General features: G+C 44.7%; 12 protein-coding genes, 1 pseudogene and 1 riboswitch. Of the genes and pseudogenes, 5 read left to right on the top strand and 8 right to left on the bottom strand.

The annotated features are described in order from the left end of the window. Positions 1-6: 6 nt before the first annotated feature. From AC0VYG_RS23590 to uvrD, 5 genes and pseudogenes are all read right to left on the bottom strand, one after another. Positions 7-6336 (bottom strand): AAA family ATPase, encoded by a 6330-nt coding sequence (locus AC0VYG_RS23590; protein ID WP_475430267.1) that lies wholly within the window; start codon positions 6334-6336, stop codon positions 7-9. A gap of 563 nt (positions 6337-6899) precedes the next feature. Further along, complete coding sequence (locus tag AC0VYG_RS23595; protein ID WP_475430268.1) at positions 6900-7958, bottom strand: Gfo/Idh/MocA family oxidoreductase; 1059 nt, start codon at positions 7956-7958, stop codon at positions 6900-6902. Positions 7959-8126: 168 nt separating this feature from the next. Further along, complete coding sequence (locus AC0VYG_RS23600) at positions 8127-8432, bottom strand: 2TM domain-containing protein (RefSeq protein ID WP_475432564.1); 306 nt, start codon at positions 8430-8432, stop codon at positions 8127-8129. Between the two features lie 27 nt (positions 8433-8459). After that, positions 8460-8615, bottom strand: a pseudogene (locus AC0VYG_RS23605) (helix-turn-helix domain-containing protein); the annotation flags it as partial. 155 nt (positions 8616-8770) lie between these two features. Beyond that, positions 8771-10984, bottom strand: a complete 2214-nt coding sequence (gene uvrD, locus AC0VYG_RS23610) for a DNA helicase II (RefSeq protein WP_475430269.1) — start codon at positions 10982-10984, stop codon at positions 8771-8773. A 186-nt stretch (positions 10985-11170) separates the two neighbouring features. On the opposite strand from uvrD, the gene AC0VYG_RS23615 reads away from it, so the two are divergent. Both AC0VYG_RS23615 and AC0VYG_RS23620 read left to right on the top strand, forming a co-directional pair. After that, positions 11171-11365: a PA3496 family putative envelope integrity protein gene (locus tag AC0VYG_RS23615; RefSeq protein ID WP_475430270.1), complete on the top strand. Its 195-nt coding sequence runs from the start codon at positions 11171-11173 to the stop codon at positions 11363-11365. Positions 11366-11841: 476 nt separating this feature from the next. Beyond that, complete coding sequence (locus AC0VYG_RS23620; RefSeq protein WP_475430271.1) at positions 11842-13038, top strand: amino acid aminotransferase; 1197 nt, start codon at positions 11842-11844, stop codon at positions 13036-13038. Positions 13039-13093: 55 nt separating this feature from the next. Here the strand turns inward: AC0VYG_RS23620 and AC0VYG_RS23625 are convergent, their stop codons facing one another. Then, entirely contained in the window at positions 13094-13411 is a 318-nt protein-coding gene (locus tag AC0VYG_RS23625) for a DUF190 domain-containing protein (RefSeq protein WP_475430272.1), read from the bottom strand. A gap of 54 nt (positions 13412-13465) precedes the next feature. Beyond that, entirely contained in the window at positions 13466-13849 is a 384-nt protein-coding gene (crcB, locus tag AC0VYG_RS23630; RefSeq protein ID WP_475430273.1) for a fluoride efflux transporter CrcB, read from the bottom strand. Between the two features lie 84 nt (positions 13850-13933). Further along, positions 13934-14005, bottom strand: a riboswitch (Fluoride riboswitch). A gap of 117 nt (positions 14006-14122) precedes the next feature. On the opposite strand from crcB, the gene AC0VYG_RS23635 reads away from it, so the two are divergent. Both AC0VYG_RS23635 and eptA read left to right on the top strand, forming a co-directional pair. After that, positions 14123-14749 (top strand): DsbA family protein, encoded by a 627-nt coding sequence (locus AC0VYG_RS23635; protein WP_475430274.1) that lies wholly within the window; start codon positions 14123-14125, stop codon positions 14747-14749. 176 nt (positions 14750-14925) lie between these two features. Continuing rightward, positions 14926-16572: a phosphoethanolamine--lipid A transferase EptA gene (gene eptA / locus AC0VYG_RS23640; protein WP_475430275.1), complete on the top strand. Its 1647-nt coding sequence runs from the start codon at positions 14926-14928 to the stop codon at positions 16570-16572. Between the two features lie 88 nt (positions 16573-16660). Here the strand turns inward: eptA and AC0VYG_RS23645 are convergent, their stop codons facing one another. Beyond that, the gene (locus AC0VYG_RS23645; RefSeq protein ID WP_475430276.1) at positions 16661-17890 is read right to left on the bottom strand and encodes an aminotransferase class V-fold PLP-dependent enzyme; all 1230 of its coding nucleotides are present in this window, start codon (positions 17888-17890) and stop codon (positions 16661-16663) included. A gap of 150 nt (positions 17891-18040) precedes the next feature. Here AC0VYG_RS23645 and AC0VYG_RS23650 point away from each other — a divergent pair, with 150 nt between their 5' ends. Beyond that, positions 18041-18514, top strand: coding sequence for an Lrp/AsnC family transcriptional regulator (locus tag AC0VYG_RS23650; protein WP_475430277.1), 474 nt, complete (start codon positions 18041-18043; stop codon positions 18512-18514). Positions 18515-18648 lie beyond the last annotated feature (134 nt).

The following is an 18648-nucleotide window of genomic DNA, read 5'->3' on the forward strand; positions in this document are numbered from 1 at the left end:
AAACGCTTACCTCTGCAATCTTAGCTTAGAAACGATATCTCGAGCCCTTTCAAACTCTATGTCATCAACTAGCCTGATGATCTCGTCCACTTGGGACACCCAGTTTTCGGCATCAGGGTGCTGTTTCAACCGTAACAGCGAACGCGCCACCTGGAAATCAGAGGCCAATAATAAACCCTCAATTTCCTCTAAAAGCAGTTCAATAGAAATCTCTTCTGTTTCAGGAATGGGCGATTTCACTTCATCAACCACGGTATAGAGTTTCTCCAACAAGCTGGATAAGGTTCCACAAACGCGGTCGAAGAGCTCAGTGTAAGGGGCCTGATCTTCTAAGCATTTTTCTAGTTGGCGACTCTCTTCCTCCAATTGTGTCGCACCTAAATACGCTGCATTGGACTTAAGCGAGTGAATACAAATACGCAGATCGTCAAGCTGGCCCGATGCCTCAAACTGCTTGAGCAACACCATATTATTCAAACCTTCTTGAATGAAGTCCTGAATAATCTGCTTATAAACCTCTTGCCTTCCTGAGATCCTCGGCAAGGCAAGCTCGGTCTCCAAGCCAACATCTTGATTAAGACGCATAATCAGCTCATCAAACGAGAGCGGGCTTTGCTGAGGCTGTTTCGCAGGCATCACAGTCTCCTCCAGCGTCATATAGCGCGACACCATATCTAGAAGAACCTCAGGATTAATGGGTTTGGACATGTAATCTGTCATGCCGGCATCCAGACAACGCTGTCGGTCTTCCACCCCAGCATTCGCTGTCATGGCAATAATGGGAAGGTCGAGATCTGGATAGGTTTGACGAATGTGTCGAGTGGCCGTAAAACCATCCATCATTGGCATTTGCAAATCCATTAATAAAAGATGGTGCGTATCAGGATTCAACTTTTGCAGCGCCTCTTCACCATTTTTCGCAATATCAATACTGACATCCAACTCTTCAAGAAAACTCACCACTATTTGACGATTCAGGGCGTTATCGTCAACCAACAACAAGGTCTTACCCGCAAGAGAGTGAGGTTTACTGTGTTCATGCTCCGCAATCACACCATCATTTGCGGTCAATACACGCACCTCAGAAGCGGCCTTAACGTCATTTCTCCAGGCTCGGCTTTGAGGGCTGCGCTGTAAGGGGATTTGGAAATGGAATGTGGAACCTTGACCCAGTTCACTGTCTAGCCAGATACGGCCATTCATCAAATCCACCAACTGATGACAAATGGCCAAGCCTAACCCAGACCCACCATAGCGACGCGTAATGGTGTCATCGACTTGGGTAAAAGGCTGGAATAAGCACGCTTGCTGCTCTAATGTCATCCCGACACCCGTATCTTTCACACTGAAACGCAGCACTTCTTGATCATCCGCTAAGAACTGCGGCGACACCGTCATTTTAACGTACCCTGTATCGGTAAATTTAATGGCGTTATTGATTAAGTTAATCAGCACCTGCTGAATGCGCAGTGGATCGCCTAACAGGTCAACGGGAGTTTGATCGGCAATATTGATATCCAGCTTGAGACGCTTTTCCTGAGCCTTGATCGAGCTCACCATCAAGACATGGTCAATAACCTGCTTAAGAGAGAACGTCGTGTTCTCAATGGTCATTTTCTTGGCTTCAATCTTCGAGTAGTCGAGAATATCGTTGATGATCCCCATCAAGTCTTCAGCCGATATAAGAATGTTATCGACGAAGTCTCTCTGTTCAACACTAAGCGGCGTTTTTTGTGTCAGTTTGCTCATACCGATGATGGCATTCATAGGCGTTCGAATTTCATGACTCATGGTCGCTAAGAACATCGACTTCGCTCTATTCGCTTCTTCCGCCTGACGCTTGGCGTAACTTAATTGTTCCGTACGCTCTGCTACACGTTTTTCAAGGGTGGCATAGACCAAGGCATTGTCGATAGAAATAGCCGCTTGCCCAGCCAAAATAGCCAAGACTTGTAGACGGTCTTGAGTAAAGGCCGACGCCACCAAATTGTTTTCAAGATATAAGAGCCCAAGGGCGCTCCCCCGTTTCACTATTGGATAGCAGAGTACGGATTTAGGCTGATGCTTCGCAATATACGGATCCTTAACAAAGGCAGCGTTTTGTTGCGCATTATCAATAATCAACGGTGTTAACGAACGGCGGACATAAGAAAAGATTGACGATGGATAAGACAAACTGTCATTGTCTGTCAGGGGAATATCTTGTAACACACTCACTTCTCCTTTATCCAACTCCCCTTGGGCCTCAATAAGCCATTCGCCATTGATTTTTAACGCCAGCATTCCCCGCTGCGCCCCCGCTTCCATAAAAATGGTGCGCATCAATTTCGCAAGCAGATGCTCAAGAACAATCTCTTCCGAAATGATTTGACTGGCTTTAACAACGGACAATAAATCTAAACTATTCGACGCCGTCGTTACGCTCATCTGTGTACTATGAGCCTCTGCGTTTTCACGGGAACGAACCAACTCTGGAAAGGCCAACTCAAGCGCAAGCACTTTGGCTTGAGCTCCCCACCTCATGTAGTTGTGATGGGCTTCTTTTAGATAGAGCCCTGCAAATTTACTTTTACCGCGACGCATCCAATAACGGGCCGCAAGCTCATTTGCTATCCCCGCTTGATGTAAAAAGCCTTGCTTATCGGACTCCTCAATCGCTAAATCGAATAGATCAACGGCCTGTTCATGATCACCGTGTAAGCGAGCTAACTCTGCTCGAATCAGATGCACTTTATTGGCAAAATTATCAGGGTAATTCGCTGCCCAATCGGTAAGGCGCGAGCGGCACACGTTGATTTTGGATAAAATGGCGCGCTTTTCTTCTTCAGACTCTTCTTCGTCATACAAGGAAGCCAAGATAAGCCCTTGCATAAAGCAATAATCCGCATTAGTAAACCAACCAAAGGTGGCATCCAAGGTCGCGGCGGCTTTCTCGGCCATGTCACTTCCTTGTTGATAGTGACCAAATAAAAAGCATTCCTGCATTTTATTTAAGTAGTAGTAATTCAAACACAAAGCGTGTTGTTGCTGTTCCATTTGCTTAACAAACTCGCGCTCATTAAAGCCCTCGTCATTCCAGCTCTTTGTTGAATGACTATCGCCTTGCAATAAGGCGGTATTCCTTTCCAAGATTTCCAATATCTCTAGGGTATTGGGGTCACCGATACTCTCTAAAATGGGGCGAATATACAGGCTTTCTTTTATAACATCCGTAAGAGGAAGCCCGGCTAACTTCATGATTTTTAAGATATGAAACGCACTGTAACTGATAAAAATGCGATCTCCCACATCCATACCCGCACTCAATGCCGACTTGAGTAGGGCTATGCTGTCGTGAAGAGGAGCTGACCATGGGCTGTTGGTCACAGCAAACATGGTATAAACCTTACAGCGTAACTTATGGTTGTCCGTGTTATCGACTAGATCAACCGATAATTGGCCAAAGCGATAACCTGTTTCATAATCCCCGTAAAAAATACTCAGCATGGAGCCATAGCAGGTGTAACCAAATGGCGATACATCTGAATTACCGTATTGAATAGACAATGCCACCAGCTTCACCACTGCTAAGGTGCTCATGGGCAAGTTGGTGTTAATTGCTGGCCCCCAGATCATCCCCAGCAACTGACATAACATGCGCTTATCTGTCGCTTGCATGACGGGCAAAGTGAGCAAAGACTCTACGGTGTTTTGCTCTAGATAAGATTCGATGATCTGTGACTCGGTGAGCATAGCTTGCTCGATTTCCTCAGCATCTATTGGCCATTCCACTCCTAGTAGGCGAATGGCCTCACAGCCCACATCAAGGGCTTCTTGAAAACGCCCATGGTTTGAATAAAGTTCAACCTGATGGGCATAGATCTCGACCTTTTCCATCACCGTGTTCGATTTTTCCAATAGGAGTGCACAATATTGATGGCCAGCTTCAACATTGCCACACAACAACTCCACTTCGGCACATTCTTTATAACAGGACAAGGTCAGTGAGTAATAATCTTCCCAGCCATTGTGCTCGAGAATGGTAAGAGCGGATTGGATGTAATGCAGCGCAGGCTCGTAAGCATTGGCTTTTTTGGCTCGTTGTGATGCCAGTAAGTTAAGCTCAGCCAATTCACGCCGTTTTTCCTCATCTTCGAGTAACTGGAGGGCCAAGTTTAGATGATTAACTATGCTAAAAAGGCTTTCGCTAAATTGGAAAACACCTTCTTGCTGCTGGAGGGCCAAACCGATTGTCAGATGGCATGACTGGCGCTCAGTGTCCGGCAACATGTAGTAAGCCGCCTGCTGAACTTGGTCATGCAGAAATTTATAACACAATGCCCCAAATTGAGAGGGTGGAGTATGTGTTGGCTCATCCAAATTGACAATCAACCCTTGATCGAGAATCTCTGCAAGCAAATCTGAGATTTGCTCAGCGGTTTGGCTTGTGAGTAAAGCCAGAATATTGGTATCAAATCGATTACCGATACAGGCGGCTATTTTCAGCAACGCTTGCGCATCAGCCGATAGATGCTCAATTTTTCTCACCATGAGATCCACAATATGATCGGCTACGTCGAGACTTTCTATTTGCTTCTGATCCCAATGCCATAACCCCTGTTGCGAATCAAAATAAATTAAGCCTTCATTGCTTAGTTCCCCTAAAAACTGTTTTAGAAAGAAAGGATTACCCAATGTCTTGCCATAGCAAAGCGCCGCTAAACGCGCTTGCTGTTCATCATCCCGATGCACGCTATCTCTCAATAAGGCGCTGACATCTTGTTCAGTGAGAGGCTGCAATTTCAGCTCATTCACATTGGCGTAATTTTCTCTAAGCTCTTTTAGCATCAAAGACAGAGGGTGCGTCACGCTGACCTCATTATCTCGATAGGCCCCAATCACCAAAAAATGATGGGCTTGGCTGCTGGTGATCAAACTTTCTATGAGCCGAAGAGACGCGCTGTCCGCCCATTGTAGATCGTCAAAGAAGAGGGTTAACGGATGATCTTGTGAACAAAATAGCTGAATAAATTTCGGAAAAATCAAGTTAAAACGGCTTTGCGAATCCATGGCCGATAGCTCGATCAACTCCGGCTGCTCACCGATAATCAACTCAAAACTCGGCGCTAGGTCTGTGATAACACGACCATTTTCACCCAACACACTTAATAGCCGAGTACGCCAGTAGTCAATACTCTCCTCTTCTTTGGAAAGTAATAGGTGCGCCAGCTGCTGGCAGGCTTGCTTCAAGGCAGAATACGGCACATCACGATTAAATTGGTCAAATTTACCAGAGACAAAAAAACCGAGGTGAGTTTGCGCCGCTTGTCTGGCTTGTTCAATCAAGGACGATTTCCCCACTCCAGAATACCCTGATACAAGGAACAACTCCCCACTGCCAGAAGCACTTTTTTCAACAACCGCGTCAAGGTAGGCGATATCTTTCTCCCTACCATAAAGCTTTTCGGGCACCTGAAACTGAGGAAATAAATCCTTCTGGGCTAATGGAAAAGACTCAATCTCACCTGTTGCTTGTAGCTGCTGTAAACAATAGGCAATATCGCATCCCAAACCACGTGCACTTTGATAGCGCTCTTCAATGGTTTTAGAAAGAAGCTTTAGGACAATATCGGAAACCACTTGCGGAATACGCTGGTCGACGTGATGGAGAGGTATTGGGGAAATGGCTAGATGACTATGAATCAACTCAATGGGATCTTGATGAGTAAACGGAGGCTCGCCAATCAAACACGCGTATAAAGTGGCTCCCAGAGAATAAAAGTCTGAACGATAATCGAGCATGCGGTTCATACGCCCTGTTTGCTCTGGGGAAATATAACCTAAAGAACCGGACAAACTAAATACCGGAATGGCCTGATCTTTAGCCGTGGACAACTCCTTGGCAATACCAAAATCAATCAGGCAACACTCACCCGTTTCTCGGTTCCAAACCACGTTATTTGGATTGATATCACCATGAATCACCTGTGCTTGATGAATCGCTCCCAAAGTATTAGAGAGTTGATTGGCCAGTTGAAGCGTTTCTTCTAGCGTCAGTGGCCCGGACTGTAATATCTGGGCGACGCTTTCGCCACCGATGTCTTCCATGACTAAAAACAGCGAGTGTCCCAGCTTTTCTAGGGACAGCACACGACAAATACCGTCAAGATGGGATAAACGTTGCTGCAGATGAAATTCTTCTCGAAAACAGTTCAACTGCTCGACACTTGGAAACTCCTGCTTTAACAATTTGATGATGACAGGGAAGTCATCTTCGTTCCTCACCCCGCGCAGCACTAATGAGTGCCTTCCATCAAATAATAAAGACTGAGTTGTATATCCAGGAATTAAGATCATTGTTTATTCCCACCTACGTAATTCTAAACACGGTAGCATACTTTCAAAGGTACTTATCGCATCTAATCAGACTCATAAGCCCATTTTAAACACAATATATTCTTTTTGTTGACAAAAAATATACAATATTTAGCAAAAGAGACTATCTCAAACATCTAAATAGATGTTTATTGCAATCAAAAGTGTTCAACACAGTACAAAGCAAGATATTTCCTTACTGGTAGTGTCTCTTATTGACGGGGGGATTGGATTCTCAATGGCTTTAATATGGGATGCGTGGAATCAGCCACCTTATCCGGCATGCAAACGGCCAACGCCATTGTCACAGCAAACAAATCGAGCCATTAAAACAGGGACTTGTTGACAACAAAACACCGCCAACATCGATGAGGCGGTGTTTTTTAATTTAGTTCAACTCGCACTCAGTTCTTTATGCTCTTAAGCTTATTGTTTTGAGGGTGACAATGCGTTTCCCCAATATCGAATAAACGTTTTTTCTTCGACTGATCCAGATACACCATCAAGGATGGATTGCGCGAGACTATCATTGTCCTCATAGCAGATTAATAGCTTGCTTTATAATCCCACGACATACGCTGTCCGGTTTCTGATGATTGCTCCGCGAGACACAAACCATAGATTAATTGACAGGCCTGATCCATAGACACGGGCGCTCGACCTTTCCCTAAAATAGCCTCTCTTAGCTGCGCATAGAAAGCGCTATAATCCCCATGGACTGAGGGTTCAGAGATGGCTTCAATATCATCTTGTGAGTGCGCTAAAAAGCGCGTCAGTGTCTGTTGTGGCGCTTGAGAGGGAAATCCTTCATGCCATGGCATTTGTCCTGACCGTAACGCTGGCTCTTGTGGATCTAACCCAACACATTGCCAACTACCTTGAGTAAATCGGCCATTGAAGCGGCGCATTTCCCCAGCCTCATAGGGTGTCGCCCCCAAGCGAATACGTTTACCAGGATAACCTAATTCAATTTCAAACCAGTCGTAGGTTTTTCCATTCTCTCGTAGGGTATCAATACTGGCATGCAGCCATTTTGGTGCTCCTAAAAGCGCTAACATTTGATCTAATAAGTGCGATCCTAAATCCCACAGCACCCCCGTAGCAGGGCCTGGCTGCTCTCGCCAACGATCTTGTACCACTGGGCGAAAACGGTCAAAACGCGAATCTAAGTGCTTCAGCTCGCCCATTTCACCACTGTCTATTAACGCTTTTAAACGTTGGAAATCTCCATCAAAACGGCGATTTTGATACACGCAAAACACTACACCTTGTTGTTTTGCAACGCGACACAGATACTCTATTTGATGAATACTGGTGACGGATGGCTTTTCCAATAAAACATGCTTACCGCTTTCTAAAGCCAGCTTGGCTTGTTCAAAGTGCAATTTATCGGGCGTGGTGATCACCACCAAGTCAATGCTCGGTGTATGACACATTTCCGTGACCGATTGTAAGACGACGGCATTCGGCAACACAGCATGGACTGCCTCTACTTTAGAACTGCATACATGAGTCATTTCCATATGCGGGTCATTCATCACAAAAGGGGTATGAAATACTTGTCCGGATAAACCAAACCCAATTAAGCCAACCTTGATTGTCATAAACGCCCACTCCTCATCTGCTATAAGTTCATAGACAAATAATAGTTTGAACTCAAACCATTTTGCAAGTTTTAATGGCAACTCAAAGGAAGTTCCAAGAAAGCACGATAAAAAAATCGCTTCAGCACTTCTTTATTTATCGTACTTGCTCTTGGGTAAAATGATCACTTAAAGCTTGCGACCAAGCTGTTTTTCCACCTGTCGCTTTTCCCATTCAGGGCCGAACCACTTAATCACGTTAAACACGCGTAAGCCATGAAAAGCCAACCCCACGCCCCATCCCAACATGGACCATACCGCCCAAATATAGGAAGGATTAGTAAACAAATTGATGGCAAACAATATGGGAATGATTATGCAATACTGAGTGAGATGTATATAAAAACCTCTCATTTTCTGTACTCGATAAAATGCCAAGCGCTCCTCGACACTAATGGTATGATCGGATTTTTCCTCTCTATCTTGTGTGGTCATATCGGTATCTCCTTGCAGTTCTGTAATAGGAAGTTCAAAAACAGCTGCTAAAGATTTCAACGATTCAAGTCCTGGATTTTGACCCTTTTCGATGCGTTGAATCGTTCTGATACTCAATCCACTCAGTTGAGAAAGCTGGTCTTGCGACCAGCCCCTTTGGAGTCTAAGTTTTTTTACGATCATTTTTTATTATCCCTACATGCTGTTTTTTAAGGAACTCTTAGCCTACTGAAAACGACATGGGTGCGTGACGACATATCACCGACACCAATATGACATTCTTTATAAATCAATCAGTTATATACAAATAGAAACCTTTTCATGGACTCTCGAGTACATTATAAGACCTCCAATTTCGCAAAGGACAACACCAACCACTTGCTGCCTTCATCATCAAAATTAACCTGCACTCGGGCTTGTGGCCCTTGTCCTTCATAGTTAATCACTAAACCTTCACCAAACACAGGGTGCTTAACGCGATCCCCCATACTGACATTCACTTCTGGTGCTTTAAAGTTGTTCAAAACCGTACTGTTTTGCAAACGGGCTTTTTCCGTCTGATAATCGGGTCGCTGCATGGAGACGGGACGACTCACTTGTGAACGCAGGCGTACCTCTTCCAAACACTGTGGCGGGATTTCTTTGATAAAGCGCGACGGACTATTAAAAGATTCGCTACCAAACAAACGACGGGATTCCGCATAAGTAATATAAAGTTTCTTCATGGCACGGGTGATGCCCACATAGCAAAGGCGTCGCTCTTCTTCAAGGCGACCAGGCTCTTCAAACGACATTTTGCTGGGGAATAAGTTTTCCTCCACGCCCGTTAGAAACACCAATGGGAATTCCAGTCCTTTCGCAGAATGCAGTGTCATTAACTGAACCGCATCTTGGTACTCGTCCGCTTGCGCATCGCCAGCGTCCAATACCGCTTGATCCAGAAAGGCCATCAGTGGCGAGCTAAAGGCTTCGTCTTCAGGGTTCCAACTAAACCCTCCGGCGGCACCAATCAACTCTTTTAAGTTCTCGACTCGCGCCTCGCCCTTCTCTCCCTTCTCTTTTTCATGGAAAGGTATCAGGCCGGCATCGTTAATAATTTGCTCAAAGATGTCACCCAAACTTAAATCCGGCTGCTGAACGGTGGTCATCAGATCATCAATAATTTGTTGGAAGCCTTTAATGGCGTTGGTTGCTCTTGCCGGCATGATGGATTGATCAACAATAAGTTGAGCCGCTTGCCACATGGAGCAGCCTTGATCCCGTGCCATTTCCCGCAGCGTACTGATACTACGCTCGCCAATACCGCGAGGCGGCACATTAATCACCCGCTCCATGGCACCATCGTCATTTGGATCCAGCGCCAATCGGGCGTAAGCCAAGGCATTTTTAATCTCTAAACGGTCATAGAATCTGTGCCCACCATAAATTCGATAAGCAATCTGTTCCCTAACTAAGCATTCCTCAATCACCCGAGACTGGGCATTAGAGCGATATAAAATCGCCGTCTCTTTCAACGCGGCGCCTTCATCACGCCACTTTTTGATAATACCAATAATAAACCGAGCCTCATCCTGCTCGTTAAACCCCGCGTAGAGGGAAATCGGCTCACCATCACCGCTATCAGTCCAGAGTTCTTTACCTAAACGGTCATCATTGTTTTTAATCAAACCGTTAGCCGCATTCAGTATGTGGCCAGTGGAACGATAGTTTTGCTCTAAACGAATGGTTTGAACGTCTTTAAAGTGCTTAGTGAAGTTATGAATATTTTCAATTTTCGCCCCACGCCAACCATAGATAGACTGGTCATCATCCCCCACGGCGGTAATCGTCCCTTGATCGCCCACCATAACGCGTAGCCAAGCATATTGAATGGTGTTGGTGTCTTGAAACTCATCCACCAAGATATGACGAAAACGCTCTTGATAATGGCGCAACAAAGGCGGATTAGTGAGCATCAGCTCGTGAGCACGCAATAGCAACTCTCCAAAGTCCAACATGCCCAAACGTTCACAGGCCTCCTCATAATGATAATACAGTTCTCGCATACCTTTAGAGAAAGGGTCATGACTATCAGGTACATGGGCAGCACGCCGGCCTTCATCTTTTTGCCCATTGATAAACCAACACACCTGTTTAGGCGGCCAGCGCGTATCATCGATGTTCATCTCTCGCATAATACGTTTTACCAAGCGCAGCTGGTCATCGCTGTCCATAATCTGGAAGTTTTCTTTGAGCCCCGCATCACGCCAATGGGCGCGCAACAGGCGATGGGCCAGACCATGGAACGTTCCCACCCACATACCTTGAGGAGGAACACCCACCAGTTCTTCAATTCGCCCTTGCATTTCACGTGCGGCTTTGTTGGTAAACGTCACCGCCATAATACTGTAGGGCGACAGTTGGTAAGCGTGCATCAGCCAAGCGATACGATGCACCAAAACGCGTGTTTTGCCGGACCCCGCTCCCGCTAGCACAAGGCTATTTTGCAATGGCGCGGCCACTGCATCACGCTGTTTATCATTTAACGAGTCGAGGATAAAAGAAACATCCATTGCATTCCGCCGTATTAATTTAATGTGTTTGTCATAAAAACGCGTTAAAAAGAGGTTGATTTTTGATCGATATGCGTTTTTTATAAACCTGAAACAAGTTGTCTGTCTATTTTGACTTTTTTCATCCATTGATGACAGTGATCAATCACATTGAGTGTCATCGAGATTAGCCAGAAGGGTATAACAATGAGTAATTTTTCTGAAACCTTGACTGAAGTAAAAACCGACATTCTTCATGCTTCTATCAGTTTGGAGAATGAAAAAAAAGAACGCAACCAAAAGGAAGACAGCGTCCGCATGCTCAAAGCACGCCGAGCTATCGAGAAACACCTTGAGGAAAAACGTTTACACCATGCCATCTCAAATGGCTGGGATGAATAATACTCTCAGAAACAAAGACACGCGCTTATACACTGACTATACAAGTGTATAAGGGCAAAAAACGATTTTGATTAGGCGCTAACCGCCTTACGTGTTGTTGTGCGCCTTTTTAACGACTCTACTAGGTCTACACATGGAGCATGGCAGTCTTTTGTCCAACAAAAAGTCCCTTCTCATTAACATAAATCAACATAAGTCCCCTACTTTCTATAGGGCCATTCCGTGTCTTCTTATAGCGGTTACTTCCTCGTTGGAGTACCATATGCAACTGAATTATGATCTTTTTCTAATCACTACATAATAAGAGACCTTTGAACGAAGACAGAAGTCAAGCCAAGACACGGCAAAAATAGATCAAAATGATAAGGCTACCGTTTATAAATCAGTACTTTATGTCTATTTTTTACTATAGATTGGTAAAACCAGCCGTCGCGCAAACGTCTCAATAAGTAAAATAACCCTTTTGGGGAGTCACTATGTTTGAACACATCCAAGCTGCGCCATCCGATCCTATTCTCGGCCTGAATGACGCTTTCCGCAACGATCCAAACCCCAAGAAAATCAACTTAGGCGTCGGTGTATACAAGGACGAACAAGGCATAACGCCCATTTTAAAATCCGTTAAGCAAGCCGAAGAACGCTTGCTTAACCAAGAAACCAGCAAGAGCTACCTCAGTATCGAAGGGTCGCAAGCTTACCGAGAGGCCGTACAAGCGCTTTTATTTGGCGGGGACAGTCAGATCATCAGTAAACAGCTGGCCCAAACGGTTCAAACCCCTGGTGGTACTGGTGCGCTCCGTATAGCAGCCGAGTTTGTGCGTAAACATCTACCCGATGCAACCATCTGGGTCAGTAATCCAACTTGGGCAAATCACCAAGCGGTTTTTCAATCCGTTAACTTAGAAGTAGGCAGCTACGCTTATTATGATGTGGATACTAAGTCCTTAGATTTTGAATCCATGCTCGCCAGTTTATCTCAAGTACCCGCGGGCGATGTGGTTCTCTTTCATGCTTGCTGCCATAACCCAACAGGGATCGATCCCACGCCAGAGCAGTGGTATCAATTAGCAAAACTTTGTAGCAAACAGGGCTTTTTGCCATTATTTGATTTTGCTTACCAGGGCTTTGGAGCAGGGCTTGAAGAAGATGCTCAGGGGTTACGTACTTTCTTAAATCACGTACCGGAAATGCTGATTGCCAATTCTTTTTCCAAAAACTTTGGCTTGTACAATGAACGAGTCGGCGCCTTAACCATTGTGAGTGATAATGCGGATCAAGCGCTGTCTGCTTTTACACAAATCAAGCGTGCCGTTCGTACTAACTACTCCAACCCACCGTCTCACGGTTCAGCCATTGTTGCTGAGATTTTAAACTCGAAAGAACTACGCAGCTTGTGGGAAATGGAGCTAAAAAGCATGCGTTCTCGTATCCACGAAATGCGCAGTCTCTTTGTGAATACACTGCGAGCGAAAGGGGTTAATCAAGATTTCTCCTTTATCTCCAAACAAAACGGCATGTTCTCGTTTTCTGGCTTGAACCCAGAACAAGTATCGCGTCTGCGCAAAGAGTTTTCTATCTACATTGTGGGGTCTGGTCGCATCAACGTGGCTGGCATGACCCATGAGAATATGGAGCCCCTTTGTGAGGCCATTGCAGAAATTCTTAAAAGCTAATTAAGCTTAAAGGCCAGTAAAACCACCATTAATGATGGTTTTACTGGCCTCATTGCTATGACTCCCCTAAAAACCCAAACTCAACAGGGCTTTGGGCATAAAAAATGGAGACACCGTCTTCTTTAACTTTATTGAATAGCTTCTCCGCTTCTTCTTCCGTGACGATCATTGACACTTCTACGGGCTGATCACTTAACTCAAAGAAATGGCTCGAATGGATCTTTCCTTTATGCCCAATACCTTCAGAGCCAATAATGCTCGTCCCTCCTCTTAATCCAAGCTCTTTAGCCTGATTCAATATCCATTCAGACACCAATTGTCCTTTATGATGACGACTTTGCTGTGTAAAAAATGTAATCTGATACCCTTTCATAATGAATTACCTTCAACCATCAATTGATAAAAAGACTTGTGCTTGACCAGATAGCTATACTGATCGTAGCCAAAACATGGTAGCAATTCCTAAAAGGGTCATAACCAAACACCCTATGACATGAATAGCAATTGCACCGCAAGCCCATAATATACGCCCCTCTTGAAACAGGGTTATCACCTCCGCTGAAAACGTTGAAAACGTAGTAAGAGCCCCAAGAAAGCCTGTAATGATCAAGAGTCGCCACTCTGGTGGGAGCGATGTCTGCTGACCAAAGAACGTAATAGCAAGACCAATTAGGTATCCGCCAACTAAATTTGCGATCAACGTCCCGGGCGGTAACGTTGGAAAAAGAGAGTTAAATTGATTGCCTAAAAACCAGCGCAATAGTGCACCACAAGAGGCACCTATACATACCGATAAAATAGAAAAAAACATAGAACTGAGACTCTAATCTAATTTAAAAATAACGAGCCTAGATTGAGAAATTGCAGACATATCTACGTCTCCTGTCTCCAGGTTCGATGCGTAGACATCATTAGCTTCGAATGGCTTCAAAGCGGTTAGAGGAGGAATGCCATCTCCTTTTAATTCTAAACTAACAAATTTTTAAAATCTCTACAAGTACTCGTTAAGAGCACTATCCAGCCCAAGGACAGACTGGTAACCTTGAGTGCTTTCTTTGTCACTTCGCAAAATGGGATGAACACAATGACGGCCACTTTACTTTACTGTTATGACCCTATGTGTAGTTGGTGTTGGGGGTTTCGTCCAACATGGAATAAGCTACAAAAAGCCTTACAACCCCTGATCGATGAGAAAAAGTTGACGATACAATCCATGTTAGGTGGGTTAGCCGTTGATTCCGAAAAGCCAATGTCTGAGGAAATGAAAGCCAAATTGGAAAATACTTGGCAACGAATTCAAACCAACTTAGGCACCGACTTTAACTTTGACTTTTGGCGAGTCAACCAACCACGTCGCTCCACTTATCCTGCATGCCGAGCCTGTCTGGTTGCCAGGGATGCCGGATCGGAAGATGAAATGTACCATGCCATTCAACAAGCCTATTACCTTCAGGCGAAAAATCCGTCCAATATGGAGACACTGGTTGAGTGTGCAGAGCACATCGGCTTAAAAGCGGAAGGTTTTCTGAAAGCCATGGACCATATCAAGGCAGAAGGCCTATTAGAAAAAGAAATCGCCCAAGCAAGGCAACTTGGCTTAAACTCCTTCCCTTCATTGGCCGTTTTAAAAGGCGATCAACTCACTACCATCCCTTTGGATTATCAAGACCCTCTAACCATGTTAACGGCCATTAAAAAAGCGCTGTCATAGCGCTTTTTTACCATAGTGAACGACCTTCTCCTCCATCAGCAATGAGTCTTATTCCTTACTTTAAAAACATTTTATATACGCAATTGATAAAAAACGCATAAAATAAGCAGATTATTATTTTATAGCACCATTGACGCACTCAATGTCAGCAGGTTAATAGGAACACACTCTGCCCTATGAAGAGCCCACACACAGATTTGCCTCGTTCTACCGTCAGCCTAAGCGCTTATATCAAGAATGGTTTTAGAGCAAAACGCAGCACCTCAAGCTTTATTATTATCGCGGCCTTGTTAAATGCCATTCTTTATAACTGGCCCCTATTGTCTTTTTCCATCAACAACCTTGATGGTTTAACACTCAATAGCCTACATACCATCTTCACGGTATTTGTCGTTCTTTATTTGGAAACTGCGCTCGCTCTTTATCTGCTGTTCTTGATATCAAGACGACTTGGAAAAACCCTTTGCGTGATACTGGCGTTAGCCAACTCATTAGCCGTGTATTTTGTCGTGACCTATAACGTCATTTTAGGCACTTCCATGATGGGCAATGTGTTTAATACCAAGTTTTCTGAAGCATCTCCCTTTTTAAGCGGCAAGATGTTCATCTATTTTGTGGTATTGGGCATGATTCCTGCCTGGCTCATCATTCGAACATCCGTGCTAAAAACCTCTCGATTACGCTTATTTCTCCACCTTATCCTTACCATCGTTATCAGTGTCACTTGGGTTTGGTTTTCGGGTAGTACATGGCTGTGGGTGGACAAACATGCCAAACAACTGGGTGGCATAACCATGCCCTGGTCTTATGTGGGAAACTCAATTCGTTTTCAAATCCAAAAAGATGAAGAGAATGTCGAACAAACACCACTCCCCAACGCCACCTTCCGTTCGAATAAAAAAACGGTCGTCGTGCTAGTGATTGGTGAGTCCGCACGGGCAGAAGATTTTTCCCTGTACGGTTATCAAAGACCAACGAACCCGTTACTCAGTAATTCAGACGTTATTACCCTAAAAAATGCGACCTCTTGTGCGACCTACACCACCGCTTCAGTGAAATGTATCCTGTCGTACGCCAACACAAGTCACCTCTTTGGAAAGAACTTCGAGCCTTTGCCCAGTTACTTACAACGACAAGGCATCGATGTGTTTTGGCGCAGTCACAACTGGGGCGAGCCACCACTGAAAATAGCCAGTTATATAAACGCCAAAGACTTAGAAAAAAACTGTAAAGGCGATGAATGTGATTACGATGGTGTCTTGTTAAGTCATTTAGCCGAGCAAATCAAAGCATCGAAAAAGCAAAAGATCTTTGTTGTTCTACACCAAAGCGGCAGCCACGGGCCCACTTATTACCTCAAATACCCAAAAGCATTTGAAGTCTTTAAACCGGTCTGCCGTTCCGTTGAACTGAGCAATTGTACCCATCAAGAACTGGTTAACGCTTACGATAATACCATCTTATACAACGACCATTTTTTGGATCAATTACGAACCATTTTGAAGGGTCTTAATACCGCGAGTGCGTTTCTTTATGTGTCAGATCATGGGGAGTCGCTAGGAGAAGATGGTATCTATTTGCATGGCACCCCTTACTCTATTGCGCCGAAGCAACAATATACCATTCCTTTCTTGGTTTGGATGTCACAAGACTTTATCAAGCAGCAGCATATTTCTGTCGATAAACTAAAAGCCAGAGCAAAAACAACTCAAGACAATGTCTTTCACAGCGTGATGGGGGCATTTGATATGAGAAGCCCTATTTATAATAAAAAATTAGATATATTTGCTGGAGCAAAAAACCCTAGTTTGAACAACAACTAGCCTCCTTAGTTCAGCAACACCACCAGACAAGTCAGGCTTCTTGTCTGGTGGTGTTGAGCAGAGACGTTTTTCCCGTTGTTTTCCCCTTTTAAAGGGCCTGTTCAAGGGCTTGAATCACTTTCTCCACCTCATCCGCCTGGGTGTAGTGAACAAATGATAAACGCACTACGCCTGTATTTGGATCCACCTTCATCGCTTCTAACAAACGCACCGCATAGAAGTGCCCAGCACCGCAAATAATGCCTTGATCAACCAATTTCTGGGCCAGCGCTTGAGGTGTTTGACCAACGGGAATAACCGACACGGTAGCGGCTCTTTTGTCTGGGTCGAGCGGCCCTACCAACGCCAGCTTAGGATGTTGTGATACATAACTAAGCAAACAGGTTAATAGAGCGTGTTCGTGAGTGTGCAGTAAGTCTCTTACCCGCTGAGCTTTTTCTGGAAGAGTGCCCGTTGTCGAAAAATGATGATCATGAAGTGCTTCAAAATAATCAACAACACCTCGGCTCGCCGCCACTTGAGCATGATCAGGCCCCGCTGGTACAAACCATTTGTTTTTGAAGGCCGAGTTAAAATAATGGCCTTGATTCCCAAGCTTTTCGGCCATCTCAGAGCGGATTACCATGGCGCCAAGATGGGGCCCAAAGGTTTTATAAAGAGAGAACAAATAAATATCGGCGCCCAACGCGCTAACATCAGGCAAGCCATGACCCGCATAGGACACTCCATCGACGACCGTCCAAACTCCCGCTTCTCTGGCTTGGTCGCAAATGGCTTTGACCGGATTAATATGAGCGACCACATTAGAGCAATGGGTAAAGGCTAACAGCTTAGTCCGCTCCGACAATAAATCAGACAAATCAGCCATATCCAATAACCCTGTGTCTGGGTCCACTTGCCATTCTTTAATCACCAAGCCATGGGCCTCTAGCCTCCGCCATACTCCGATGTTCGCTTCATGATCTTGGTTGGTGACAATGATTTCATCCCCTTCGCCCAGTATCTTAGCGAACGCTTGAGCCAACACATAAGTATTTTGTGATGTCGAAGGCCCTAAGTGCAACTCATCGGTTGCCACGTTGAGAAAGGCCGCTAAACGCTGATAGGTCTCATCCATTTGTGCGCCCGCTTTTTGCGACGCAGGATGCAGGTGATAGGGCTGTAATTTGGTCTGCCGATAATATTGATTAAGGTGATCAATTACAGCTTGGCAAGCGTAGGAGCCACCAGCATTGTCAAAGAATGCCTGCCCAGCCAATGAAGGCTCTTGAAATGCAGGAAACTGAGCGCGAACAAATTCCAAATCTAACGACGGCATATCACTTCTCTCCATATAAAACGCTTAACTTGCCTTTAAAAAAGCAAGCAACCAGACTCAGAGTATAAAGAATAAGCCACACAAGTTGTTTGCTATTTAATCAAAACTTTCCTAATGTAATACAAGATTTTTGTGTGAATACAATAAAATATGAAAGAAATTATCTTAGATCGAACAGACTACAACATAATCAAAGCATTGGAACAAAATGGCCGTATCAGCAATACACAACTTGCTCAGACCATAAATTTATCGCAATCACAATGCTTAAGACGACTACGTCAATTAGAAGAAATGGACATTATTAGCGGTTACCAAGCCCATATAAACTACCAAAAATTGGGCTATAGTGTGATGGCTTGGACACTCGTCACTGTCAGTAAAGAAGAGCCGAATGCCCGGGACGATGTCATGGAATTTTTACAACAGCAAAACGCCGCCATTGGTGTGTACGGCGTCACGGGCGATGTGGACTTAATGGTAGAAATTTGCGCGAAAGACATGACCCAATTCACCGATTTAGTGGTGAAGCAGATCTACGCCCATGCCAATGTAATCAGCACAAAATCTTATATTCGCTTAGACACCGCTAAACAAAACAGCAGCCCTTTAGGACGCTCTTAAAGCCGATAAATGGTTAGAGACCTTTGCACGATGTCACGAGCGACGCCAAGACGCGGCAAAAACAGACGAGAAAGCGGAGTTTATAGAGATAAATGAGCATTTTGAGTCTGTTTTTAACAAAGTATTGACAAGCG

Source organism: Marinomonas sp. 63XJN7_7_ISO-PGPR-S23-202, assembly GCF_056173505.1.

Excerpts from the sequence above, each read along its gene's own strand:
- AC0VYG_RS23590 (WP_475430267.1), bottom strand. The coding sequence starts at position 6,336 with ATGATCTTAATTCCTGGATATACAACTCAGTCTTTATTATTTGATGGA.
- AC0VYG_RS23595 (WP_475430268.1), bottom strand. The coding sequence starts at position 7,958 with ATGACAATCAAGGTTGGCTTAATTGGGTTTGGTTTATCCGGACAAGTA.
- AC0VYG_RS23600 (WP_475432564.1), bottom strand. The coding sequence starts at position 8,432 with ATGACCACACAAGATAGAGAGGAAAAATCCGATCATACCATTAGTGTC.
- uvrD (WP_475430269.1), bottom strand. The coding sequence starts at position 10,984 with ATGGATGTTTCTTTTATCCTCGACTCGTTAAATGATAAACAGCGTGAT.
- AC0VYG_RS23615 (WP_475430270.1), top strand. The coding sequence starts at position 11,171 with ATGAGTAATTTTTCTGAAACCTTGACTGAAGTAAAAACCGACATTCTT.
- AC0VYG_RS23620 (WP_475430271.1), top strand. The coding sequence starts at position 11,842 with ATGTTTGAACACATCCAAGCTGCGCCATCCGATCCTATTCTCGGCCTG.
- AC0VYG_RS23625 (WP_475430272.1), bottom strand. The coding sequence starts at position 13,411 with ATGAAAGGGTATCAGATTACATTTTTTACACAGCAAAGTCGTCATCAT.
- crcB (WP_475430273.1), bottom strand. The coding sequence starts at position 13,849 with ATGTTTTTTTCTATTTTATCGGTATGTATAGGTGCCTCTTGTGGTGCA.
- AC0VYG_RS23635 (WP_475430274.1), top strand. The coding sequence starts at position 14,123 with ATGACGGCCACTTTACTTTACTGTTATGACCCTATGTGTAGTTGGTGT.
- eptA (WP_475430275.1), top strand. The coding sequence starts at position 14,926 with ATGAAGAGCCCACACACAGATTTGCCTCGTTCTACCGTCAGCCTAAGC.
- AC0VYG_RS23645 (WP_475430276.1), bottom strand. The coding sequence starts at position 17,890 with ATGCCGTCGTTAGATTTGGAATTTGTTCGCGCTCAGTTTCCTGCATTT.
- AC0VYG_RS23650 (WP_475430277.1), top strand. The coding sequence starts at position 18,041 with ATGAAAGAAATTATCTTAGATCGAACAGACTACAACATAATCAAAGCA.